Origin of the sequence: Brucella pituitosa (genome assembly GCF_003049685.1) — a bacterium.
Lineage (GTDB): Bacteria > Pseudomonadota > Alphaproteobacteria > Rhizobiales > Rhizobiaceae > Brucella > Brucella pituitosa.
Map to the genome: position 1 here is coordinate 1602146 of NZ_PYSY02000001.1, position 24231 is coordinate 1626376.

Sequence of the window (24231 nt, forward strand, 5' to 3'; positions counted from 1 at the left end):
GCATCTCGTTAGAAATTCCGCGTCAGCCCGATATTGAAGCTGCGCCCCGGCGCATTATAGCCAGACGTCGTCTGGTAATCCTTGTCGAAAATATTCTCCACCGAAAGCTTCAACTGCGACTGAGTGTCGATGTCATAAAGTGCGATGAAATCAGCCGTCACATAAGGATCGAGCTTGGTCGTGTTCGCAGCGCTCGTGTAGCGCGAGCCGCCGTAACGCATCCTTGCCGTTAAATCGAGTTTTTCAACCGGCTTGAAGTTCACCTCTGCCATCGCTTTCACCCGTTCACGATAGGCCAGATCATTATCGGTATCCTCGTCTATCGGACGTTTCAGATCTATGGAGCCTTTGACGCCCCAACTGTCGTTAAAGCGATGTGCAAGTGTCGCCTCAAAACCCGTAACCTGCGCACGCGCAATATTATAAGGCAGATAGGAAGGTGCTGTGCTCAAGATCGCATCGCGCAGCCATGTTTGATAAAAAGCCATATCAAGGCTTGTGTTGGCGCTGGCCTGCCAGTTGAAGCCAATCTCGTAGGAGCGTGATTTTTCCGGTTGCAAGTCGGCATTGGCAAAACCGGGATAATAAAGCTCATTGAAAGTAGGAGCACGGAAGCCCGTTCCAAACGACGAACGCAGCACGAGATCAGGCAGGATTTCGTAACTCGTACCGAGATTATACGTCACGACGTCACCGAATTGCTCATTGTAGTCATAGCGCACACCGCCATCAAAACGCAGCGCATCATATTCAAGCGAATATTGGCCAAACACAGCAGCGAGATTGCGACTCGTCTCAGCATAAGCAGTCGTTGCATCCACCTCTTCGCGATAAGCCTCAAGGCCGCCCGTCACGACATGCGAGACATTGCCGGTATCGAACTGCTTTTCTGTGGAGGCAAATACCCCATAGCGCTTGGTTTCAAAGCGGTCCGAGCCACTGACGTCTTTGCGGAAATTTCTACTGTGGTCGAGACCAGAGCTGAGTTCAATCGTCGAAGACCAGTCTGACGTGTGATCGATCCGCGCACCAAGCTTGCCGCTGAATGCAGTTGTGTAAGCTTCATTGGCTGACGGCGCTTTTGCATCATATTGATTGCGCCCTCGGCTCAAAAGACCATCGGTATAAATCTTGCCCCAGTCAAAATCCTTCGACAGCGCGAAGTTGAACGATCCCTGCAGGAAACCATCGCGATCAGGCTCATAACCAAAAGCTTCAGGAGTTGTGAAATTATAACCCCGTGTGCCTGTGACAGCCGCGCCGAAGGCATAATCGATACCGTCTTTGCTGCGTCCCTGCAGCGAACCGGATGCATAACCGCCCCATGGATGCGTTACACCTGTTGTCACGCTCCCGCAGAAAGAGCGCTCGCCACAAACTCCGCCCTGCCTGGTGATGATGTTGATGACGCCACCCATGGCATCGGCACCATATTGCGAGGAATGCGCGCCTTTGGCGATTTCAATACGATCAATCGAGCTCAACGGAATATTGGAAAGCGCAGTCGCCCCGGTCGTCGCCGAAGCTGTTCGCACGCCATTCACCAGAACGACTGTCTGTTTCGATGACATTCCTCGAATATAGAGATTGGAAGATGATCCCTGCCCACCATTCGTGGTGATCGAAATGCCCGGATAATATTGCAGCAGCGACTGGAGATCCGGTGAGGCAGAACGCTCTATCTCGGCCTTATCAATCACCGTGACCGAAGACGTCGAACGCTGCAACGATGTTGCACGGCGCAGCGGCGTTACAACAATCGTGTCGAGCACGACGCCATCCTGCGCGTTTAAGTTTGTCTGTGCGATTGCATCCAACGGCACCGCCACCAGAACGGTCGATGCAAGATATGCCGATAGTCGGAGAATATGCATTTATTTCTACTTCCTGCGCGCAAGCGTTGCTTCACCGCAGGTGTCAGAAATCAGGGCGCAAGCGCCCTGTCTTTGTCCCACGGCAACATTTCACAATGTCACCGCTACGGACGGCCGCGACTGAACACCCCTCGTGTCAGCCATGGGTGACTGGATACGGCAGGTCTCCTGACTTCCGGGTCTTCATCGGTCCTCCGCCTTCCCGAACACGAATGCTCAGTGGCTATGATCGTGAGATACGATCATGGGAGGATGACTCTCCGGTTACAGTTGCGGGGGCAGTCTCGGCATCAGCAATTTAATGCTTCACCGTGTTCCCTTTTCATCCACCCTCTCGGGCAGAACCGTTTCCTGAAGTGAGCGATAGCAAGGGGAAGGAAGATTATCAACTGCAACAATGTGCCCCATCTGAATCACATTCATAGCGAAGTGATTCAGATGGTTGAATTGCAAAGGTTTTCCTATCTCAGGAAATCGCGGAAGCGACGCAATGCAAAGAAGAAAAGAACGCTTCCGATTACAATCATGGCCAGTAATTGCGGCCACACGACGCTGAGTCCTGCCCCCCGGAACAACACCGATTGCGCGAGCATCACGAAATGTGTGTTGGGTGCTGCCAGCATGATGTTCTGGATAATTTCAGGCATACTCTCACGCGGCGTTGTACCGCCTGAGAGAACCTGAAGCGGCAGCAAAACCAGCATTAGCAGAAGGCCAAACTGCGGCATCGAACCGGCAATCGTTGCGAGAAAAATGCCAAGGCTGGTGGTTGCAAAAAGCTGCAATGCAGCTCCCGCCAGAAACAGTGTCAGTGAACCGTTGATCGGCACCGCCAGAACGCCCTGCACCACCACGATCAGCGAAAAGGCCGTAGCGACCAGAACCACCATACCCATAGACCAGACCTTGGAAATCATGATCTCAAGCGGCGTTACCGGCATCACCAAAAGGTGCTCGATGGTGCCATGCTCGCGCTCACGGATAAGGGCTGCACCCGTCAGAATAATTGAGAGCATCGTCACCGACGAGATGACATTGGTGATCGCGCCGAACCACCCCTTGTTCAGATCCTGATTGAACCTTGCACGCAAATTGAGGCCAACCGGCGTTTGCGTGTCCCCGCGATAGCGATTGAGAAACTCGGAAACTTCGCTCGAGACAATCGACTGCACATAACCACCACCCGTAAAGGCCTGGCTCATGCGTGTTGCATCAACATTCAGCTGGATTGTTGGCGAACGCCCGGCGAGAAGATCACGCTGGAAATTCGGCGGAATATCGAGTGCGAATGTATCCAGCCCCGCATCCATGCGCTTATCCATCTCATGAGACGAGATGAGTTTGGGCGGCACAAAATATGGCGGATAAAACGCGGTCGTAATCCGACCCGAAACCGGCGACTGATCCTCATCGACAATGGCTATAGCCGCATTGTTGAGGTTTTCAGGCATAGCCTTCGCCGCCGTGTAGATTGCGAGCGTGAAGGCATAGACGATGAGCAGCAGAAGCATCGGATCGCGCGCCAGTCCGCGCAGTTCCTTGATACCAAGCTGGAGTATATTGGAAATCCGCATCTCAGCCCGCCTGTTTCTTGAGGAGAACAATGCCGAGAACGGTAAGCACCGGGATTGCAATCAGCAGCGGCAGAAACGACCCCGCCAGATCGGTAAAATCGAGCGCCTTAGAGAAAGTCCCGCGCGAGATCGTCACGAAATAGGTTGTCGGATAAATTTTCCCGATAAAGGCACCCGCTCCCTGCAAGGATGAGACAGGATCAATAATGCCAGAATATTGCACAGCAGGAATGAGCGTCAGCAATGCTGTGCCGAAAATCGCTGCAATCTGGCTGTTGATAAAGGTCGATATCACTAAGCCCATGCCAGTCGTGATGATGACATAGAGAAGCGCTGCTGTGGCATAGGTCAGGAAGCTTCCGGTAAATGGCACGCGGAATATGAAAACCGCAAAGGCTGTCAGCATCAAAAAATTGAGGAAGGCCAGCGCAATATAGGGCAACTGCTTACCAAGCAGAAACTCGAATTTTGTCACCGGCGTTACGTAGAAATTGATGATCGAGCCAAGTTCCTTCTCGCGTACCACGCTCAGCACAGCGAGCATGGCCGGGATCATCAAAAGCAAAAGCGGGATGACTGCTGGAACCATAGCCACAAGGCTCTGCACGTCCGGATTATACCGATAGCGGATTTCGAGATTGAAATTGCCGACGGTGGCAGCATCTCCATAAAGCTCACGCGCCTTCTGCGTCAGCCAATTGGCATGCATCCCCTGCACATAACCACGTACTGTTTCGGCACGCGTTGGCATCGCACCATCGATCCAGGCAGCCACCTCAACAGGACGACCATGCGCGACATTGCTGCCAAAATTCGGCGGAATTTCAATCGCAAGACTTATCTCACCCTCTCGCATCCGTCGGTCGAGATCGTCATAGTCGGTAATTGGTGGCTTTTCGGTGAAATAGCGCGAACCGGCAAGCTGCTGTGTATAATCCCGGCTGATCGTGGTGTCATCGCGATCAAGAACCGCAAATGTCAGGTCTTCGACGTCAAGATTAATACCATAGCCGATGACGAACATAAGAATGACAGTACCAAGAATGGCGAGTGTCGCACGGATCGGATCGCGCTTGAGCTCCAGCGCTTCGCGACGTGAAAAAGCCAGCATCCGTCGTGGGTTTGGCAACCAGCTCGATGAAGGCGTTATTCTCTTCTCCGGCTTCTTTTCCGGTATCGGATCGACCTTTTCCTGATTGCTTTTCTGTGGCGTGGTCTCACCTATCGCTTCTTCGAGATAGGCAATAAACGCATCTTCAAGCGTTGCTGCATTGCGGCTTGCAGTAATGGCTTTTGGCGTGTCGCTGATCAGCACCTTACCCGCATGCATAAGGGAAATGCGATCACAAAGCTCGGCCTCATTCATGAAATGGGTCGAGACAAAGATCGTCACATTATCCTTGCGCGAAAGATCGGCAAGTATCTGCCAGAATGCATCGCGCGCAACCGGATCGACGCCCGATGTCGGCTCATCGAGAATGAGAATGTCCGGTGAATGGATCAGTGCCACAGCCAGCGACAAACGCTGGCGAATGCCAAGCGGCATCGAGTCTGGCAAATCATCCATAACACCAGCCAAATCAAACCTTTGGGCCAGTTCCTTGATTCTGCGTTTGGTATCGTCCTCTGCCATGCCAAACAGCTTGGCATGAAGCTCAAGATTCTGATGAACTGTGAGCTCGGAATAGAGCGAGAAAGCCTGTGACATGTAGCCGACATGACGACGTATATCGATATCCTTTGGATCGACCTCACGTCCGAACAGCCGCGCCGTGCCTTCGCTCGCTGGCAAAAGCCCGGTCAGCACTTTCATGGTCGTGGACTTGCCGCAGCCATTCGATCCGAGAAAACCGAAAATCTCGCCGCGCGGAATACGGAAACTCACATTATCGACGGCAGTAAAATTGCCAAACCGCACCGTGACATGCTCTGCCTCGATAGCGATGCCGCTATCTGCCTGCGCATTGCGCGGCGGCATGACAACTTCACTATGCCCCCGACGAAGTTCTTCCGGCAAAAGTGCAATGAAGGCCGCGTCAAGATTGGGCGTTTTGGTTTTCTCAAGCAGTTCCTGTGGCGTGCCGGTCGCAAGAATCTGGCCATCATTCATTGCAACCAGCCAGTCGAAGCGCTCCGCTTCTTCCATATAGGCCGTCGCAACAATGACGCTCATCCCCGGACGATCCTTGCGGATATCGTCGATCAGCTCCCAGAACTGACGACGCGACAAGGGATCAACACCCGTTGTCGGCTCATCGAGGATCAACAAATCGGGATCATGGATCAGCGAACAGCAGAGACTCGTCTTCTGCTTCATGCCGCCCGAAAGCTTACCCGCCGGGCGATCCGCAAAGGGCGACATCCCCGTTCGAGCCAGAAGATCGGCGATGCGGCGCTCACGTTCGTGCTTGTCATGACCAAACAGCCGTCCAAAGAACTCGATGTTCTCGAAGACAGAGAGCGTTGGATAGAGATTCTTTCCCAGCCCTTGCGGCATATAAGCAATACGCGGAAAAGCCGACTGGCGATGGCGCTTATCGGCAATATCGCCGCCCAGCACTTCGATCCTGCCCTTCTGCATAACGCGTGCGCCAGCAATCAGCGACAGAAGGCTCGACTTACCAACACCGTCAGGACCGATCAGCCCCACCATGCAACCGGCAGGCACGTTGAGCGAAATATCGCGCAACGCTTCCGTCGATCCATAAGACAGCTTCACGCTGTCAGCGCGAACGACAAAGCTGTCGTCGCCCACGCCAGCCTTTATCGAAGCCGCACTCATTTTACGGTTTCCGCGAGGTTCTTCGGCCATTCAGCATTGGGATCGAGTTTCACATAAGCCATTCCCGGAAGTCCGGTTTTGACTTGCTGAATATATTTCTGAAGCAAATCCTGCGGGATCTTTGCTTTGACGCGGAACATGAGCTTCTGACGCTCTTCTTCCGTTTCAACCGATTTCGGCGTGAACTGCGCCACATCGGCCACGAAGCTGATCGTGGCCGGGATCACATACTGAGGTGCCGCATCGAGCACGATGCGCGCATCTGCCCCAATAGCTACGCGACCAGCCTGCGCAGTCGGCAGGAAGAAGGTCATATAGACATCGCTGACATCGACCAGATTAAGCACGCGACCACCGGCTGACAGCACCTCGCCCGGTTGCGCAACGCGATATTGCACACGGCCCGGCTTCGGCGAACGCAAGGTGGCATCGTTGATATCCGTGTCGATGGTGGCAATGGCGGCCTTTGCCGCTTCAACGGCAGCTTCTGCATCGACAACCTGTGCCTTGGCCGCACTGATCGCAGCGGCGGTCGCCGCCAGCTGCGCCTTCGCCGCCCCTACGGCTGCTTCAGCGCCTTGCGCGGTTGCCCGGTCATCATCGAGGACCTGCTGAGAAACCGTGCGTGACTCTGACAGCTGCTGCGAACGAGCCAGACGACGATTGGCGGCATCCAGCTGTGCCTCGCGCTGTGCAACGGTCGCTTCAGCAGCAGTTTGTTCGGCTTCACGCTGTGCGACGAGGCTTTTCGCTGTATCGATGCTTATTTCGGCCCGCCGCAATTGTGCTTCTGCCTGTTTGCGCTGGCTTTCGAGCTGAGCCGTATCCATGCGTGCCAGAACGGCATTCGCTTCAACGAATTGACCTTCATCGGCCAGGATTTCGCGGATACGTCCGGGGCTCTTGGTGGAAACATCGATCTCGACGGCTTCGATGCGGCCATTTCCGCCAGCAATGCCTTCCGGTAATCCGGGCGCGCTCAGTGCTTTCCAGGCATAATAGCCTCCGGCCGCCAAAACTACGACCACACCGGTTACAATCCACTGCTTGCGATTAAACCCCATGCCGAAACATCCTCTGCGTCATCATCATCTTTCGGGCCTGCACAACATAGCTGCGCGGCAAACGATATTACTCAGTCAGGCTGAATTCTGTATTTTCACTTGGGAGTGCGTGCCTTGATTAAAATCAACTATACTCAAATGCACCGCAATTTCATGCGATAAAGAATAATAAATATAAGAAAATTCGCGGGTGCCGATTTAGTGAGATGGAGGGCAATGCTGACAGCACCCGCTGACTGTCGATCATACAACATTGCATAAAAGATCGCGCTGGTGCGCTCGACAGATCCTTGAATTGATTGAGTTAGCCGGGACGTCGCTTTAGGTTGGGCCTCGACGTCCCGGATATTGCCGGTTCTGGTGGAACCCGACAACACGCGACCACTAGCACCCGCTAGCGGAGGCTTTCTTTGATTTAAATCAATCAGATAATAAATAACTGGAATGTGCCGCTATTTTTTAAGCCGACACTTGCCCCAGCTCTTTTTCAGATAGTTCGACACGCTTTTGAGCTTCGGATCAGACAGAAAGCCTTGTCGGAAGAGAATACTGCCCTTGACCTCTGGTATCGCGCGGTTGAGATCGAGCTGACGCTTGATTTCATCCACGCCATTGCCCTCACCCCATTCAGGCTCAGACTTGGGCGAAGTACCGGCACGATAAAGCGCCATGCCGATGTAAAGATCGGTTTTTGTGCCTTTGACTGTATCAGCCCACCATCTGACGATTGGGCCATAAGGCACATCTTTGCGGCCTGACGACCAATAGACCTGCGGCGCTATATAATCGATCAGGCCATCTTTGACCCAGGCACGTGTATCGGCAAAGTCACCATCATAATTGGTTTTCCCAGCCCGTGTTGGCGAACCGAGCGGATTATCGACCTGATTGCGCCAGACACCACCGGGGCTGATGCCAAAACGGACATGCGGCTTGATCGCTTTGATCTTGTGCGAAATTTCCTGCACCAGCGTATAGGTGTTGTATCGCCGCCAGTCATATTTGCTGGAGAAACGTGTCCCAAAACGCTTGAACGTCTTTTCATCCTTGAGAGGCGACCCTTGCGTTTCGTAATAGAAATAGTCGTCGAACTGGATACCATCGACATCGTATTTCTGGACAACTTCAGCCGTGATGTTCGTCACCCACTGACGCACGGCCGGAATACCCGGATCAAGAACATAGCGATCCGCTGATATGCCCACCCAACCTGGATTGGTTTTATAGATGCTTGGCGGGGAATCGCTGGACGAGTTTTTCAGTGCTTTTCGCGTCCCTGGCCGCACGTCCATCGAAACGCGATAAGGATTGAGCCATGCATGCAACTCGATCCCACGCTTATGCGCTTCAGCAATGGCAAAGCGAAGTGGATCGAAGCCCGGATCTTTTCCGAGCGTACCCGTGAGATAAGATGACCACGGAAGATATTCGGATTTGTAAAAAGCATCGGCGGCAGGAGAGACCTGAAAAATCACGGCATTGATGCCATGCTCCGACGCCTCATCGAACATCCGCACCAGCTCTTTTTTCTGACGCTTTACCCGTTCGGAATCGTCTTCAATCTGTGTTGAAGCTCTGGATGGCCAATCCAGATTAAGAACAGTCGCAACCCAGCTTGCATGAAACGTATCGCAATCAAGTGGCATGGATTACTGAATTCCCGTCCTATACGTATAGTGAGGCCATATCCGGTTTGACATGATCAATTCACTACCTATTTTAAATTTGCATAAAGTCAAAGCGAGGGCACGATGTATAAGAATATCCTGATCACCACTGATGGTTCGGAATTTGCGGAACGCGGGCTTATTCACGGTTTTGATACAGCCAAAGTCATGGGCAGCAAGGTAACCGTGCTGACGGTAACAGCCCCTTATTCAATTTCCGGCCTTCCCGGTGGCTTTACGGATAGCCCCGAATTTATCGAACGATATGAAGAAGAATGGAATGATTACGCAGATAAGGCGCTCGCACGTGCTCGCGAGCTGGCGGTTGAAGCAGGGGTTGAAATCCATACTTTGCACGTCGTTGCTCATCATCCCGCAACATCCATCATTGAAACGACCAAAGAGCTGCGTAACGATCTGATCGTCATGGCTTCACACGGCCGTCGCGGACTGAAGGGCATGTTGCTTGGCAGCCAGACTTATGAGGTCGTGACGCACAGTACGGTTCCGGTTCTGGTAGTTCGCTAAAACTCAGCCTGTCTGGTGACCAGTGGCACTTTCGATATCCACGCGGAAAAAGACGGGCTCCAGCTTGCGCTGTTCGCCGCCGCTGGTGATCGTTTTGGTATAGGCGGGTTCCCACCATGTCGGCTCGTTGGCCATCATATTGACGATGGCCGCCTTCTCTTCTTCGCGGATGATTTCCCTGTAATGCCCATTCACCACCACACTGCGCCACTGGGTGCGCGAAACAATATGATCGAAGAGAATGCAGACGGCTGCATTCTTCCGCATTGCCTCAGTCTTCTGACCGTCAGTCGTAAATGAATAAAGCGAACCGCCACTGAACCGAAACCCAAGTGGCACTACGTAGGGCCGATTATCGAGAATATAACCCAGTCGCCCGATCTGGGTGTGCTGGATCATATCGCGGATATCAAGTTCCGACATTTCTTTGATTATCATGGCAAGCGTCCCTCGTTCGGCTAATCCGTCGATAGATTACTATAGGGTAGCGATTACGCTTTGACTGCAATCAAAGCCAGAAACTCAGACGAATAAGCGTCCTTCGGCGATCTTCACTGCCGTGCCGCCAATACGTGCACCTGTCAGTACCCCTTTGGAAACATCAAGCTCAAGGCGGATGCTGGATGGTCGCCCCATCTCCATGCCCTGCTCGATCCACCACTGCGAACTGCCGTCAACGGGCTTGTCCTTGGCCAAAATCATCCCGGCAAAAGCAGCAGCTGCAGAGCCTGTCGCCGGATCTTCATAAACATTCGCGCCCGTCACGAACATGCGCGCATGATAATTGCTATCGAACAAAATTGTCTCGCGACAATAAACATAAATCGGCAGCGGGCGCTCCGCGACATGTGGCAGGCTCTCGCTGACATAAACAGGATCGATCGAAACTTTTGCCGCAGCGATCAGATTATGCACTGGAACCAGAAGATAAGGCGTGCCAGCGCTCCAAATGGCAGGCACATGGTTCTCGAAACCTATTTCATGCGTACCCAGTCCGATTGCAGCCGCTGCTTCCTCCTTCTCAATCTTGATGTCGAGCTTTTCGGGCAGGCGTGGCAGATCAAACTCGGCAAAGGCGCTGTTCTCGCCCAGAATAACGCCGCAGCGAACCACACCGACCTTTTCTTCCAGTGTTACCAGCCGATCAGACTCATCGCCCGTCCTGCGATGTCGCGCCAATGATACGGCAGCACCCACTGTTGGATGTCCAGCAAAGGGAAGTTCATAATCCGGCGTGAAAATGCGCACAGCAGCTTCGTGAACCGGATTTTCGGGTGGAAAGATGAAGACCGTTTCAGACAAATTGAATTCACGCGCAATGGCTTGCATGCGCGCGTCCGTCAGCCCCTCACTGTCGTGAACAACAGCCAATGGATTTCCGGCCAGAGCCTTATCGGCGAAAACGTCGAAAATCTCGTAATATCGGCCGGCACTGGCAGCTTCGGTCATCTTTCAAATCTCCCTCACATCAGTCGATGATAGTTCGCGAGCATAGTCAATTTCGCAGCGCTGTCATCTGTCAGAACCAACCTCATTGTTGATTATCAAAATGCCAGTCAGCAAATGCACGAACATAGGACGGCGTCGCCTCCCCCATGGCGCCTGCCCGCCTCACCGGAATGATCTCAGAAAGCTCTGGTTCGGCCTGCTTTGCAATATTATCTTCGATACGCCTGAGCAATTCGGCCGTCGACATATCAAAATGGTAACGCCGGAAAAGCGCAATGCTACCATCCGCCGTCACGAGATGGGTTTTCGCTTCGGCCCTTGCTATGCCAAGCTCAATCCCGGTCTCTTCAAAGACCTCGCGCGCCATGTTCGCTTCATAATCGGCGCGCGCCCCGACAATATCGTGGTCATCGATAGAACCGGCGGGAAAGTAAACGCGACCTGCCACTGCATTATGCGCACTCATGCGCGCGGCAATCAGATGCCCCTCGGCAGAGACCATGATGCCGACGCCAAAAATATGCCAGGGCTTTTCGGCTGCTCTATCATCGCGCCAATACATCAGCGTTGCAAAGCTGGTACGCCTGAAACTCGCTTCAAAAACATGACCGTCAAGATGTGCTTCCGGTGCCAGATAAATCTCACCATCGAAAAGCGTTGGATTGGCAGTAACTGCTTTTTCCCAGTTTGCGGCGATAAAAGACTTGTTGTCCTCGGTATAAGAAAGAGGATCAGGCAGAACCCTGACATCGACACGATCGATTTCATAGACCGTGTTTTCTTTCACGTGCTGCATCAGCGGCCTCGTTTTCAAACGATGTTCAACGTCACGGACACAGGACAATGATCACTGGCCTTGGGCCGGTCCCATCCGGTGCGTGGGTAACGCTCGACATCCTGTTCCGGTGGAAAAATGGTGCGCCATGGCTGTCCACGCCGAATGATCTGCGGAATGGCACTCTCGTTCTTGTTCGCGAATGACGGCGAGGCCAGAATATAGTCCAGCTGACAAAGGTGCCGCTCCTGCGGCCCGCGTGTGTGGTAGAGCGTCCAACGATCCATGACCGGGCGGCGTTCAACCAGATTGACAGCAAAGCCATCATCGAGCAGCGTATCGAGCGCGCTTACTTCCTCAGAGAATGGTGAAAACTGATACCCATTCCACTCATCGCCGTCGATGATGATCCGCTCGCGGTAATCGTTGAAATCACCACAAATAAGCCAGCGCTTGTCAGCAGTATGCCCTGCCCCGAACTTGTCTTCGATAATCTGCCGAATCGCTCGCGTCTCGGCCTGCCGCACAGGCAATGATGCCGTGCGTCCATCAAAACCGTTGCGCGCACCACCCATCGATTTGAGATGGACTACAAACAATGACAAAGGTTTGCCGCCAATCCGCATATCGAGATTGAGACAATCGCGCTTGAAGATACGATCATGCGGTTCGAGCCCCAGTTCAGCCAGCACCGGCTGATAAAGTCCAAGATCGTTATACGTCAGGTGCGCGTGGCTCGTGACCTCTCTGATCTCGATGGGCTGACCATCACGCGTGGTGTCGCGCGCCATAACGGCCACATCGATACCCCGGCTATCATTGCCGTCGATCAGATATTTGTTGCGATAGCCCTGACCAATCATCTTGAACAGATAGCCATATTCAAAGGCATTCAGTGCGGCGAGATTATCGACTTCCTGCAGACAGAGAATATCTGCCCGGGTTTCAGCGATAGCCAGTGCTGTCATCTGGCGCGTATCATCCGCATGAGCGACGGCACGTGCCTGCTCCAGCAAACGATATTGCGTTTCATCGCCAATTTCGAACAATTTGAGCGAACGATCCTGATGCAATTCATTGCGAAAGCCGGAATAATCAAACCGGCGCATCAGATTTTCGACATTAAATGTAGCTATCGTAAACATGCCTGCGCAATCTCGCGACTTGCGTTATGATTGGCAAGAACTTCTTTTCCAAATCTGGCGATCTTGATGATTTTCTGCCGAACAATCCCCATATGAAAAGAAGCAATAAGGATGGAACATAATGATGGGTAAGATTTGGCGTTTGACGCTCTGTTCGGGTCTGTTTGCAGCAAGCTTCGTTGGCAGCGCTGCGGCTGTTGACTTGAACACGCCTTACGTACCATCTTTGCGCCCAGGCACTCCCCCTATCGCTGGCGGGATGCCGCGGACTTATCTGCCGCAAGCAGGATCGAGTAAGTGTTATGGTGTAGGCTGCCGTGACAGCGGCAACTACATCTCGCGCGAAGGTATCCCGATCTACAAAAATGGCGATCCGCTTCAGGTGCGGCCATCCAATCGCAAGCCGGTCACTACCTTTGGTCCAAGCAGCAACCATATTCAGTGGTGCTCGAACCGCTATCGCAGCTATCGTACTTCGGACAACACATACCAGCCGCTTGCAGGGCCGCGTTCAGGCTGCAATTCACCATTCCAATAAAATAAAAAGCCGGGCATTGCCCGGCTTTTTTGTCTTTTAGAACACGCATCTTATCCGAAAACCGCTTCACGCTTTTCGGGATGCGCTCTATGCAGCTTCCGATTTGGAATGGGTGCGGATCAGGCGACCAAGGCGCATAATGCCTTCTTCGATCATCTCGTCATTTGCACAGGAATAGCTCAGACGCAGCGTGTTCGCGCCCGTACCATCAGCAAAGAATGCCTTGCCTGGAACAAACGCCACTTTCTCGCTTTCAATCGATGCTGCGAGCAATGCTGCGCCATCCATGCCCTTCGGCAATGTGACCCAGATAAACATGCCGCCTTCTGGCTTGGTCCAATCCGTGCCTTCCGGCATATGCTTGGCCAAAGCTTCCAGCATTTTGTCACGGCGATGTTTGTAAACGCCATGAAGCTTCGCAACCTGCTTGTCGAAGCCACGCGATGCCACGTGGTAGATGGCAATCTGGTTAATCGTCGACGAATGCAGATCAGCTGCCTGCTTCATCAGGACCAGCTTGCGGATCACCGACTGCGAGGCAACCACGTAGCCAACGCGCAGACCCGGCGCCAGCGTCTTGGAGAATGAACCGCAATAGACGGTGCGGGTCTTTTCGATATCGCCACCATTGCGTGCGATGTCGAGCGACAGGATAGGCGCAATAGCCTCGCCATTGTAACGCAGATACTGATAGGCAGCATCTTCGATAATTGGAATATCAAGCTCATCAGCATCGGCCATAAGCTTCTTACGGCCTGCAAGATCAACGGTCTCACCGGTTGGATTACTGAAATCTGCCGAAAGATACGCAAACTTAACCTGACCGCCAGCATCTTTTGCATGCTGCTTATAAGAATCCGGTGTGCGGTTTCCGTTGAGCGAAAGAATGTCATAGGTCGGCTCATAGGCATTGAATGCCTGCAGAGCGCCAAGATAGGTCGGGGCTGTCACCAATGCCGTGTCATTTGGCGAGATGAACAGCTTGCCCAGATAATCGAGCGCCTGCTGTGAGCCAGATGTGATAAAGACATTGTCCTCGGTGCAGGGAATGTCAATCTTGGCAAGCTCGCTCACCAGCCATGTGCGCAGTGGCTTATAGCCTTCCGACACAGAATATTGCAGAGCTGCATTGGCTTCAGGTCCGCCAAAGATGTCCTTATAGGCAGTCTGGAATTCGTCATGCGGAAACAACGCAGGATCGGGAATGCCGCCAGCAAAGGAAATAATATCCGGGCGTTCCAGCAATTTCAGAAGTTCTCGGATTTCCGAAGCGCGCATACGCTTCGAGCGCGTTGCAAATACAGTTTCCCAGTCCAGCACCGGAAATCTCCTCAATTCGTTTGAAGGCGAAGCCTCCTCAAACTTCACCAGATAAAGGTGAAGCGATAGCGCAAATTTCAGCCTACGAGAACACCTCTTTCCATGCTTACATGGAATAAAGATATTCAGAATTGTTTTGGCTTAACTGCGCACAAAACATAAATCCTATGGGCATTTGACGATCTTTTCGTGCGCAAGAACGCGCTCAACTCAAGTTACGTCACTGCCATGTATTAAAGGGGCGCAAGAAACGCCCCTCTCTTTGTCTAATCGTAGAGCACTACAAAATCTGGTGAAATTCTGGTTCTGGCCGACGCATCGACCCAAAAATCGCTTTCGATTTTTGGATAGATCGATGCGTCTATCTTCAATTAGAGCGACCTTTGTGCGCCCAATCGGGCGCACGGCGCTCTATACGAAAATGGTGTTTTGTGAGAACCGGAGCGGGGCGTACATTAGGTACGTGAGCCTGGGTAAGTGAAACAAAATGCCATTTGCAGACGACCAGAACCTGAATATCGCAGATTTTTAGTTGCGTGCCTTGTCTACGAGCTTGTTGGCTGCGATCCAAGGCATCATGCCGCGGAGCTTTTCGCCAACTTCTTCGATCTGGTGGCTGTCGTTGTTGCGACGGATACCCTTGAAGCGAGCAGCACCTGCACGATATTCCTGCATCCAATCGGAAGTGAACTTGCCGGTCTGAATGTCCTTCAGAACGCGCTTCATTTCTTCCTTGGTTTCTGCAGTGATGATGCGTGGACCGGTGACGTATTCGCCCCACTCAGCAGTGTTGGAGATCGAGTAGTTCATGTTCGCAATGCCGCCTTCGTAGATCAGGTCTACGATGAGCTTCATTTCGTGCAGGCACTCGAAGTAAGCCATTTCTGGTGCGTAACCAGCTTCGACCAGAACTTCAAAACCAGTGCGAATGAGTTCAACAACGCCGCCGCAAAGAACAGCCTGCTCACCGAACAGATCGGTTTCGCACTCTTCCTTGAAGGTGGTTTCAATAACGCCCGAACGACCGCCACCAACGCCCGAAGCGTAAGACAGAGCGAGATCATGTGCGTTGCCCGAAGCATCCTGATGGATCGCGATAAGGCAAGGAACGCCGCCGCCCTTCTGGTATTCGCCGCGAACCGTATGGCCTGGGCCCTTTGGTGCGATCATGACAACGTCAACGGACTTCTTTGGCTCGATGAGGCCGAAGTGAACATTGAGGCCGTGTGCGAATGCAATCGCTGCGCCGTCACGGATGTTATCCTGGATGTGATCCTTGTAGATGTCAGCCTGAAGTTCATCAGGAGTTGCCATCATAAGGAGATCGCCCCACTTGGCGGCATCAGCAACATTCATGACTTCAAAGCCGTCAGCTTCGGCCTTCTTGACCGTCGCCGAACCTTCACGAAGAGCGATGCGCACGTTGGCAGCGCCGGAATCCTTGAGGTTCAGCGCATGGGCGCGACCCTGGCTGCCGTAGCCGACGATAACGACCTTCTTTGCCTTGATCAGATTAACGTCTGCATCGCGATCGTAATATACGCGCATTTCCATATTCCCTTCATTCAGATTGTTTTTTCAGATTGCTCTGCGGCCTTCTCGCGTTGGCCTTTGGTTATGCCCCGTAAAGAGCGAAAAACTGCTTTGTGGCACGCCGGGCGTCCCGGATAACCACTTCGTCAGTCAGTTCCAGCCGGTCGCCAAGCAACAACCGGATCTGCATGTCCCGGACGACGAGCCCGAAAAATGCACGAAATGCTTCGTCAATATCGTCAAAAGCCAGAAGCTTTGCTTCCTGTCCCATCTCGAGGATCGGCTTAAGACGCTTCGCCATCGCAACCGGACCATTGGCGAGAACGATGTCCCCCAAGGCCGACTTTCCCGATGCCGTGTGGCTAACAGCCAGACGGTTCAATGCGATCGATGTCGGACCCGACAGCACAAGCAGCCAGTCACGCGCAAAATGTTCAAGACTGGAGAACAGCGATTCCGCATCGAGCTTCTCACGCGCCACCGGCACGACACGAACTTTCGATGCCTGCCAGCGCACCATCGCGGTGAGCAGACCGTCGCGGTCACCAAACCATTTATAGAGGCTTTCCTTGGAGCAATTGGCAGCACGTGCAATGCTCGCCGTTGTCAAAGCGCGGTCCCCACCTTCAACAAGAAGGCGCAACGCCTGCTCCAGAACATCGTTCTGACGCGGCGAAAAAGACGGCTGCTTCTGAGCCTGCAATTCGTCGCTTTTATCAGTCACGGATCAATCCCTCCAACTTGTACCGTACGGTACGGTTCCGTTATTAATCCTTGCTTGAGAGACCGTCAAGCAGGATTTTTCACTGCCATGGAAGATTTTAGAAATGTGATCCGGCTGTTGCGGCAAGCGCACCATCAGCGACAGGAAAGAAACCAACAAATTCAAAAAGAAAGGGCGCCTTCCAGAATCAGATTCTCAGAAGACGCCCTTTAGAATTTAACAAGAGTGCGGCTCGCGGCCTCAGAGATTGACCTGTGTTCCGATCTCAACCACACGACCAGTCGGTATCTGGAAATATTCCGTCGCATCCGATGCGGTACGTGCAAGCAGGATAAAGAGTTTATCCTGCCAGAGCGGCAGTCCCGAATGCGCCGATGCCTTCAACCAGCGGCGCGACAAGAAGAAAGACGTTGTCATGATGTCAAACTTCCAGCCGAGCTTGCGGCAAAGCCCGAGCGCGCGCGGGATGTTAGGCTGCTGCATATAGCCAAACGTCAGTGTGACCTGCATGAAACGCTCGTTATATTGCGAAACACGCGCACGATCCGCACTCGAAACCCAAGGCTTCGAAGCCGTAACCACGGTCAGGATGACGTTGTTCTCGTGCAGAACCTTATAGTGCTTGAGGCTATGCATAAGTGCTGTTGGCGCACTCTTTGGATCACCCGTTAGAAACACTGCCGTCCCCGGAACAATGGTCGGTGGACGCTTGGTCATCTGCTCAACAATGAGATCGAGCGGCACTTCTGCCTTGCGGGTTTTCTGGGAAAGGTGACGGGTTCCGCGCACCCAGGTCCACATGATGATGACCAGAATGGCTGCAAAAGTAATCGACGCCCAGCCGCCTTCATGCACCTTGATGATATTCGCGCTGAAGAACATGATGTCGATGACAAGAAAGCCAAGGATCAAAGGCAGTGCACGGCTGACACGCCAGTTCCAGATACGGGTCATGACAAAGTAAAGAAGCCCTGTCGTAACCAGCATATTGCCTGTCACAGCGATACCGTATGCGGACGCCAGATTATTCGACTTCTCAAAGCCAAGCACCAGAATGATAACGGTCAGACCCAACAGAAGATTGACGCGCGGAATATAAATCTGCCCGTGCAGCTTTTCCGAAGTGTGCTGGATTTCAAGGCGTGGCAGAATATTGAGCTGCACGGCCTGACGCGCCACCGAAAATGCACCGCTGATAACCGCCTGACTGGCAATCACGGTTGCTGCTGTTGCCAGCAAAACCATAGGCCAGAGCGCAAATTCCGGCATCATCTCAAAGAATGGTAGTGCCGCAGCTTCGCCATGCGAAAGCACGAAGGCTGCCTGCCCAAAATAGTTGAGCAGCAGGCACGGGAATACAATCCATAACCATGCCCGCACAATGGGCGTACGCCCGAAATGGCCAAGGTCTGCATAGAGCGCTTCTGCACCAGTCATGGCAAGGAAGACCGCGCCTACGGTGATGAACGCCACACCAGGGCTAACGACAAGAAACCTCAGCGCATAATAAGGATTGAGCGCCGCCATCACTGTCGGGTCATCAAAAATATGCCAAAGCCCCGATGCACCGAGCGCCAGAAACCAGACCGCCATGATCGGACCGAAAACAATGGCAACCTTGCCTGTTCCGTACTTTTGAATAGAGAACAGCACAACGAGAATGACCACCGTGATGGGCACCACAAACGGCGTCATATGGGGCGCAACAATCTGCACGCCTTCGACCGCTGACAGCACCGAAATTGCTGGCGTGATGACAGCATCGCCAAAAAACAGAGCCGCACCGCAAATACCGGCAGCCAGAATTATGTCGGGCCGCCCTTTCAGGGCAGCCCGAACCAATGCCATCAGAGAGAGAATGCCGCCTTCGCCGTTGTTATCGGCGCGCAGCACGAAGATCACATATTTGACCGTAACTACGAGTAAAAGCGCCCAGAAGATGAGCGAAACAACGCCTAGAATATCACTTCTGGAGAGAAAGCCATCGGAGGTCGCCGCATGCAGTGCCTCACGAAAGGCGTAGATCGGGCTTGTGCCGATATCGCCATAGACAACACCCAGCGCGCCAAGAACCAGTGTCTTCATGCTGTCGTGGGAGTGGTCGTTTTCTTCCAAAATCACAGCGTTTTCAGGAGAAACACCAACCGGCAGCGTGTTCTGAGAACCTGCCAGTGCATCCCCTGCAGCTGACACGTTCTTATCTGGTTGCTCGCTGCTCATATGCAGACACCTCGCAAGGTCGTAAGTATCGGAATGGAATATAAGAGCGTGTGAGAATTAAACAGATCACCGACAGCCAAGAATACATGATAGCTGCAAAAACTTCCCACACCAATTGAGGATCAGCCCTATGTCTGACGTGTCAAAGTTAAACTCTTTATAGAAAAGTAATCTGCTCCGGCACGCTGGCACGGAACACGCACTGCGGAAAACTTCATGTATGCTTCCCTCAAACGATCCAGCGCCCCCCCAGCGCGGGAATATCAGGCGGGCGGTCTATATCTTGTCGCGCCCGCACACAAATGCAGATTTCGCAGGGCTCGACTTCTAGCCATGCGTTTACGCAGCACCTATCCAGCCAGAGCTGCAATATAACGGCTAACCGTCACCGGCATACCGTACATCAATGCATCTGCCGTGAGGCCATGACCGATAGAAACTTCACTGAGCTGCGGTACATGTTTGACCAGCGCTGGCAGATTTTCAACTGTCAGATCATGCCCTGCATTAATTGCAAGCCCAAGCGCCGAGGCAGCAGCAGCAGCCTTGCCAAGACGGTTCAACTCTCGTGTTGCGGCAGCCGGGTCGTCATAAGTCGCGCCATAGGGGCCGGTATAAAGCTCAATCCGGTCTGCACCGATAGCCTTCGCCTTCTCATAGCCAAGCGGATCAGGATCAGCAAACAGCGAAACACGCATTCCGTTTGATTTCAAACGCTGGATGATTGGGGCAAGGAAATCAGACTTGGTTTCAAAATCCCAACCATGATCAGACGTCGCCTGCATCGGATCATCCGGAACCAATGTTACTTGCTCCGGCTGATGCTTTTCCACGAGTTCAAGAAAGGCTTCCGTTGGAAAACCTTCGATATTAAACTCGGCCTGCGGATATTCATCATCGATCAAGGCACGAATATCGCCAAGGTCAGAGAACCGGATATGTCGCTGATCAGGGCGCGGATGCACGGTCAATCCCGCAGCGCCGGCTGCGAGGGCTGCGCGCCCAAGCCCGATGACACTTGGCCAAGGGAGATCACGCCGGTTGCGCAACATGGCGATGGCGTTGAGATTGACGGACAGTTTTGCAGGCATAGAGCTTCGTCCCCTCAAATCAGGATATGGCTTTATATCGCCTGCTCATAAAAAATGTGAGTGTTTTCCGGTCGCACCCTGCGCGCAATCCCCAACAGCGTCATCGCTGTAAATTTCGTAAGCCTGCCGCAACTTTTGGGTATCCTAAAGCGTTTGAATACCGGAAACAAAGCATTTCCAACAAAAGTGCGTAGCGGTTTTGTGTCGGATAGTGCGTAAAAACAAATAGTTAGAGCAGGTCCAACTTTTCAATAGTAACCGCAACCGCTCTAAAACATGCGTCAGGTCAAACAAAACATTCAGGAAGTGGAGGTCAACGATGCGCAATGAAGACATTCCTGTCATTCGACGCATTCCCACCAATCGTGAAGATGCATTTGCTTTCGCAATCGAGGGGCATCTCAACGATGCAGCCCTTGAAAACCTCTATGGCCTGCTTGATGCGGCCTATGAAGGGTTTGAAGAAATCGACCTGCTCATTCGGCTAACCGGTTATGAAGGGGTTGATTGGGGTTCAGCATTCTCAGAAAGTATGCTGTCCATGCGCGCAAAATCGCTGAGACACCTGCGCCGTTACGCGATCGTCGGCGGACCTTTGTGGATACAAGCCAGCGTCACTCTCATGCAGCCATTTCTTTCAATCGAAATGCGGACATTTGAAGCCGATGAAGAACAAGAAGCCTGGACGTGGCTCGATGCGGAACCCGCTGCGCAATGATTACTTGACGATAGTCAGCTGCTCGGCTGCTCGGGTGATGGCAGTGTAAAGCCAACGCTCGCGTGTATCACGGAAGGCGTAGCTTTCATCGAAAAGCACGACATTGTCCCATTGCGAACCCTGCGCCTTATGCACAGTCAACGCATAACCGTAATCGAAATCGTCAAAGCGCTTCTTGGTTTGCCAAGGAATTTCGGCATCCGGGTCCTCAAACTGGGCCTTGAGCAGCTTGATCTTGGCGACGCCACGATCCTCATCTTCTGGCGAAACCAGAAGATTAATACCGGGCTTCACCGTTTCCTTGGACGAAGTCATCACCTTCCAGAGCGAACCATTCAACAATCCCTTGGCCGGATCATTGCGCAGACAAACCAGCTTGTCGCCGGCCTGCGGGTATTCGGCGGTAAAGCCTTTCAGTTCGCGCAGTCGCTGATTATAGCGCTTGCGGGTGCGATTGGTTCCCACAAGCACCTGATCGGCTGAAAGAACCAGATCCTGATTAACTTCTGACTTGGAAATGACCTTTGCCCGTCCCTCGTCACAATAATCGAGTTCCCTGCCCTCGCGCACATCAAGCGCCATGCGAATGATAGGATTGTCGCGTGCCTGACGGTGAATTTCGGTCAGCAGGAAATCAGGGTCGTGCTCGGTAAAGAACCCGCCGCCGGAAATCGGAGGCAACTGCCCCGGATCACCCAGCACCAGAATAGGTGTACCAAAGGTCATCAGATCGCGACCGAGTTGTTCATCAACCATCGAGCACTCATCCACAACGATAAGTGCAGCCTTGGCAACCGGGCTTTGGCGGTTCAGCGAAAAGGTCGGTGATATCGACGTCTTGCCAGTGGTTTCATCTTCCACTGCTTCTTCACCACGCGGGCGATAAATCAGCGAATGCAGCGTGCGCGCATTGTTCGCGCCCTTTGAACGGAGAACCTGCGCGGCTTTGCCGGTGAATGCCGCAAACTGCACATCGCCATCGACATGCTCGGCAAAATAACGCGCGAGCGTCGTCTTGCCCGTGCCTGCATAGCCAAACAGCCTGAAGATCGGGGAGCGCCCTTCCTTCAGCCATTTTCCGACGGCCTTCAAGGCCTGATCCTGCTCCGGTGAAAACTGCATCCGTTGTTCAGACAGGATTCGCCGCACAAGAGCAAGCGGGAAGGAGAACAAACCAGCATCAAAACTTTGACATTGCCCGGCTTCACGTAAATCTGGAATATATAAACATGCCCTAATACATAATAACTTTATTCTAAATCACCAAGTAATAGTAGGGTGAAAGAATAAGTTTGAATCAATTTTCACTATAATTTAATTATTCGAGGCAAATAATATTTACCTAAAGGAGTATAGCCATGATGCTTGTTGTTTTTGCAGCTTTGGCACTTTCATTGATTTTCGCGTGGTTTGGACGTCAGTCCATCGCAATCTTTCTTGTTATCGTTTGCCTTGCATTGGGCGTTAAACAATTTCTCTGGGAAATATACAGCCCTGAATACGGCTTTCGGATGCCGTGGCTCCAGACGCAAATCATTGATCTGCCTCAGCCGCACCAGTTCGCATATGACTTCACGCCCAACATACAAGTGCATGGAGAAGCGGCATGAGCACTTTCAATTCAGATCATGATGCTGCTGTCGCTAAACTGCCTGCAGCGCTTCTCTATATTTATCTTCTCGGGATGATGGCGGTCGTTGCAGCTATTCTTACTGCGGCAATGGTGCTTCAATATGCTAATGGCGAAATACCGTGCCCGCTATGCCTCCTGCAACGTGTTGCCATGTTTGGCGTCTGCTTTGGTATCATCCTGCAGTTCCGTCACGGCTTCTCGTATCGCAATACTGGCCTGAGCATGATTTTCTCGTTGTTCCTGCTGATTGTATCGGTACGGCAGACATTGCTCGACATCTATCCACGTCCCGGACATGAATATATCGGCAGCGCGGTCTTCGGCCTTCATATGCCGGTTTGGTCGGTTCTTATTGCGGTGGCGCTTCTGATTGCTTTTGCTTTTCAGCTGATTGTCTGGGGCAGCAATGTCCAATGGCAGCAGAAGCCTTTGGCAGCATTTCCACTGCTTCGCACGCTTGCGACAGTTCTGAGCCTCTATGTGATCGCAATTGGAGTGATCAACTTCATCTCGGTCGGGGTTCAGTGTGGTGTGAATGAATGCCACACTTTTGGTTACGCACTTCTCAAATAGAAAAAAGACAGCGGCTCGGAATTATACGAGCCGCTGATCCTGCCTATTTGCTCACCAGCGCAGCAAATTTATCGAGATCGACGTTACCGCCGCTGACAATAACGCCAATTCGCTTACCCTTCAGCATTGGTGCCATTTGCAGCGCACCCGCAAAAGCAAGGCAGCCAGTCGGCTCAACAACCATTTTCATCCGGCTCGCGAAGAACTTCATTCCCTGTACCAGTTCATCGTCGCTGACGGCGAGGATGTCCCGGACTGTGTCGCGGATGACAGCAAAGGTCATATCGCCAAGTGCCTGTGTCTGAGCGCCATCCGCCAATGTCTTTGGCACATCGATATGCACGATTTTTCCCGAACGGAACGATTGCTGACCATCATTACCTGCCTGCGGTTCGACGCCATAAACATGGCATGATGGTGAAAGCGCCTTGGCAGCCAAAGCAGACCCTGCAAGCAAACCTCCGCCGCCCAGACAAACAAACAGCGCATCCAGTTGCCCAACTTCTTCGATCAGTTCCTTTGTCGCCGTTCCCTGCCCGGCAATAATGTCGGGATGATTGAATGGCGGAATAAGCGTCAGTCCACCTTCGTCCGCAAGCTTCTTTGAGAGCGCATCGCGATCCTCGGTGTAGCGGTTATAAGTGACAACCTTTGCGCCATAGCCCCTCGTGGCCTCGAGTTTTGCCGCCGGAGCATCCTCTGGCATGATAATTGTCGCGCTAATGCCCAACAGTTTGGCAGCAAGCGCGATTGCCTGTGCGTGATTGCCGGAAGAAAACGCTAGAACACCGCGTTTCTTCTGCTCATCATTGAAGCGAGACAAAGCGTTGAACGCACCTCGAAATTTGAAAGCGCCTATGCGTTGAAAGTTCTCGCATTTGAAAAAGAACTGCGCACCAGTTTCACGGTCAATCGTTGAAGAGGTGAATACTGGCGTGTGATGCGCATGTCCCTCAATCAGTTGAGCCGCAGACACCACATCATCATAGGTAGGAAGCGCAGACATCTTTCATTCCTTCAACT

21 protein-coding genes and 1 riboswitch are annotated in these 24231 nt (G+C 52.7%); of the genes, 5 read left to right on the forward strand and 16 right to left on the reverse strand.

Annotated features, from left to right (window positions below; all coding sequences use genetic code 11):
- Positions 1–8: 8 nt before the first annotated feature.
- The 5 genes from C9380_RS07920 to C9380_RS07940 form a co-directional block, all read right to left on the reverse strand.
- Complete coding sequence (locus C9380_RS07920) at positions 9–1874, reverse strand: TonB-dependent receptor domain-containing protein (RefSeq protein WP_128093336.1); 1866 nt, start codon at positions 1872–1874, stop codon at positions 9–11.
- A 141-nt stretch (positions 1875–2015) separates the two neighbouring features.
- Positions 2016–2238, reverse strand: a riboswitch (cobalamin riboswitch).
- A 97-nt stretch (positions 2239–2335) separates the two neighbouring features.
- Positions 2336–3448 (reverse strand): ABC transporter permease, encoded by a 1113-nt coding sequence (locus C9380_RS07925; RefSeq protein ID WP_100558800.1) that lies wholly within the window; start codon positions 3446–3448, stop codon positions 2336–2338.
- A gap of 1 nt (position 3449) precedes the next feature.
- Complete coding sequence (rbbA, locus tag C9380_RS07930) at positions 3450–6260, reverse strand: ribosome-associated ATPase/putative transporter RbbA (RefSeq protein ID WP_374844399.1); 2811 nt, start codon at positions 6258–6260, stop codon at positions 3450–3452.
- A complete protein-coding gene (locus C9380_RS07935; RefSeq protein WP_024897532.1) occupies positions 6227–7294 on the reverse strand; it encodes an HlyD family secretion protein in 1068 nt (355 codons plus the stop codon). The genes rbbA and C9380_RS07935 overlap by 34 nt, the downstream gene beginning before the upstream one ends.
- 452 nt (positions 7295–7746) lie before the next feature.
- Entirely contained in the window at positions 7747–8940 is a 1194-nt protein-coding gene (locus C9380_RS07940; RefSeq protein ID WP_128093338.1) for a glycoside hydrolase family 10-like protein, read from the reverse strand.
- 105 nt (positions 8941–9045) lie between these two features.
- On the opposite strand from C9380_RS07940, the gene C9380_RS07945 reads away from it, so the two are divergent.
- A complete protein-coding gene (locus C9380_RS07945) occupies positions 9046–9489 on the forward strand; it encodes a universal stress protein (protein ID WP_024897534.1) in 444 nt (147 codons plus the stop codon).
- 3 nt (positions 9490–9492) lie between these two features.
- Here the strand turns inward: C9380_RS07945 and C9380_RS07950 are convergent, their stop codons facing one another.
- The 4 genes from C9380_RS07950 to C9380_RS07965 all read right to left on the reverse strand — a co-directional run bounded on the left by C9380_RS07950 (position 9493) and on the right by C9380_RS07965 (position 12858).
- The gene (locus C9380_RS07950; RefSeq protein ID WP_024897535.1) at positions 9493–9927 is read right to left on the reverse strand and encodes a pyridoxamine 5'-phosphate oxidase family protein; all 435 of its coding nucleotides are present in this window, start codon (positions 9925–9927) and stop codon (positions 9493–9495) included.
- A gap of 84 nt (positions 9928–10011) precedes the next feature.
- Positions 10012–10938 carry a PhzF family phenazine biosynthesis protein gene (locus C9380_RS07955; RefSeq protein WP_024897536.1) on the reverse strand — a complete coding sequence of 309 codons (927 nt, stop codon included), beginning with the start codon at positions 10936–10938 and terminating at the stop codon, positions 10012–10014.
- A gap of 82 nt (positions 10939–11020) precedes the next feature.
- Positions 11021–11734 carry an NUDIX hydrolase gene (locus C9380_RS07960; RefSeq protein WP_128093339.1) on the reverse strand — a complete coding sequence of 238 codons (714 nt, stop codon included), beginning with the start codon at positions 11732–11734 and terminating at the stop codon, positions 11021–11023.
- A gap of 14 nt (positions 11735–11748) precedes the next feature.
- On the reverse strand, positions 11749–12858 hold the full coding sequence (locus tag C9380_RS07965) for an endonuclease/exonuclease/phosphatase family protein (RefSeq protein WP_024897538.1): 1110 nt from the start codon (positions 12856–12858) through the stop codon (positions 11749–11751).
- 121 nt (positions 12859–12979) lie between these two features.
- On the opposite strand from C9380_RS07965, the gene C9380_RS07970 reads away from it, so the two are divergent.
- Positions 12980–13396: a BA14K family protein gene (locus tag C9380_RS07970; RefSeq protein ID WP_024897539.1), complete on the forward strand. Its 417-nt coding sequence runs from the start codon at positions 12980–12982 to the stop codon at positions 13394–13396.
- Between the two features lie 87 nt (positions 13397–13483).
- Here the strand turns inward: C9380_RS07970 and C9380_RS07975 are convergent, their stop codons facing one another.
- The 5 genes from C9380_RS07975 to C9380_RS07995 all read right to left on the reverse strand — a co-directional run bounded on the left by C9380_RS07975 (position 13484) and on the right by C9380_RS07995 (position 20284).
- A complete protein-coding gene (locus C9380_RS07975) occupies positions 13484–14716 on the reverse strand; it encodes an aminotransferase-like domain-containing protein (protein WP_128093340.1) in 1233 nt (410 codons plus the stop codon).
- Positions 14717–15244: 528 nt separating this feature from the next.
- Complete coding sequence (gene ilvC / locus C9380_RS07980) at positions 15245–16264, reverse strand: ketol-acid reductoisomerase (RefSeq protein WP_024897541.1); 1020 nt, start codon at positions 16262–16264, stop codon at positions 15245–15247.
- A gap of 67 nt (positions 16265–16331) precedes the next feature.
- Entirely contained in the window at positions 16332–16973 is a 642-nt protein-coding gene (locus tag C9380_RS07985; RefSeq protein WP_007875688.1) for a TetR/AcrR family transcriptional regulator, read from the reverse strand.
- Positions 16974–17213: 240 nt separating this feature from the next.
- Positions 17214–19193, reverse strand: coding sequence for a potassium transporter Kup (locus tag C9380_RS07990; RefSeq protein ID WP_128093341.1), 1980 nt, complete (start codon positions 19191–19193; stop codon positions 17214–17216).
- Positions 19194–19543: 350 nt separating this feature from the next.
- Positions 19544–20284 (reverse strand): pyridoxine 5'-phosphate synthase, encoded by a 741-nt coding sequence (locus C9380_RS07995; protein WP_128093342.1) that lies wholly within the window; start codon positions 20282–20284, stop codon positions 19544–19546.
- A 319-nt stretch (positions 20285–20603) separates the two neighbouring features.
- Between C9380_RS07995 and C9380_RS08000 the strand changes: the two genes are divergently transcribed.
- On the forward strand, positions 20604–21002 hold the full coding sequence (locus C9380_RS08000; RefSeq protein WP_024897544.1) for a SpoIIAA family protein: 399 nt from the start codon (positions 20604–20606) through the stop codon (positions 21000–21002).
- Here the strand turns inward: C9380_RS08000 and C9380_RS08005 are convergent, their stop codons facing one another.
- Positions 21003–22124, reverse strand: a complete 1122-nt coding sequence (locus C9380_RS08005) for an ATP-dependent DNA helicase (protein ID WP_094577604.1) — start codon at positions 22122–22124, stop codon at positions 21003–21005.
- 236 nt (positions 22125–22360) lie between these two features.
- Between C9380_RS08005 and C9380_RS08010 the strand changes: the two genes are divergently transcribed.
- Positions 22361–22612 (forward strand): hypothetical protein, encoded by a 252-nt coding sequence (locus C9380_RS08010; RefSeq protein WP_128093343.1) that lies wholly within the window; start codon positions 22361–22363, stop codon positions 22610–22612.
- Entirely contained in the window at positions 22609–23208 is a 600-nt protein-coding gene (locus C9380_RS08015; RefSeq protein ID WP_024897547.1) for a disulfide bond formation protein B, read from the forward strand. The genes C9380_RS08010 and C9380_RS08015 overlap by 4 nt, the downstream gene beginning before the upstream one ends.
- A gap of 43 nt (positions 23209–23251) precedes the next feature.
- Here the strand turns inward: C9380_RS08015 and C9380_RS08020 are convergent, their stop codons facing one another.
- Positions 23252–24214, reverse strand: coding sequence for a threo-3-hydroxy-L-aspartate ammonia-lyase (locus C9380_RS08020; RefSeq protein ID WP_128093344.1), 963 nt, complete (start codon positions 24212–24214; stop codon positions 23252–23254).
- Positions 24215–24231: the final 17 nt, after the last annotated feature.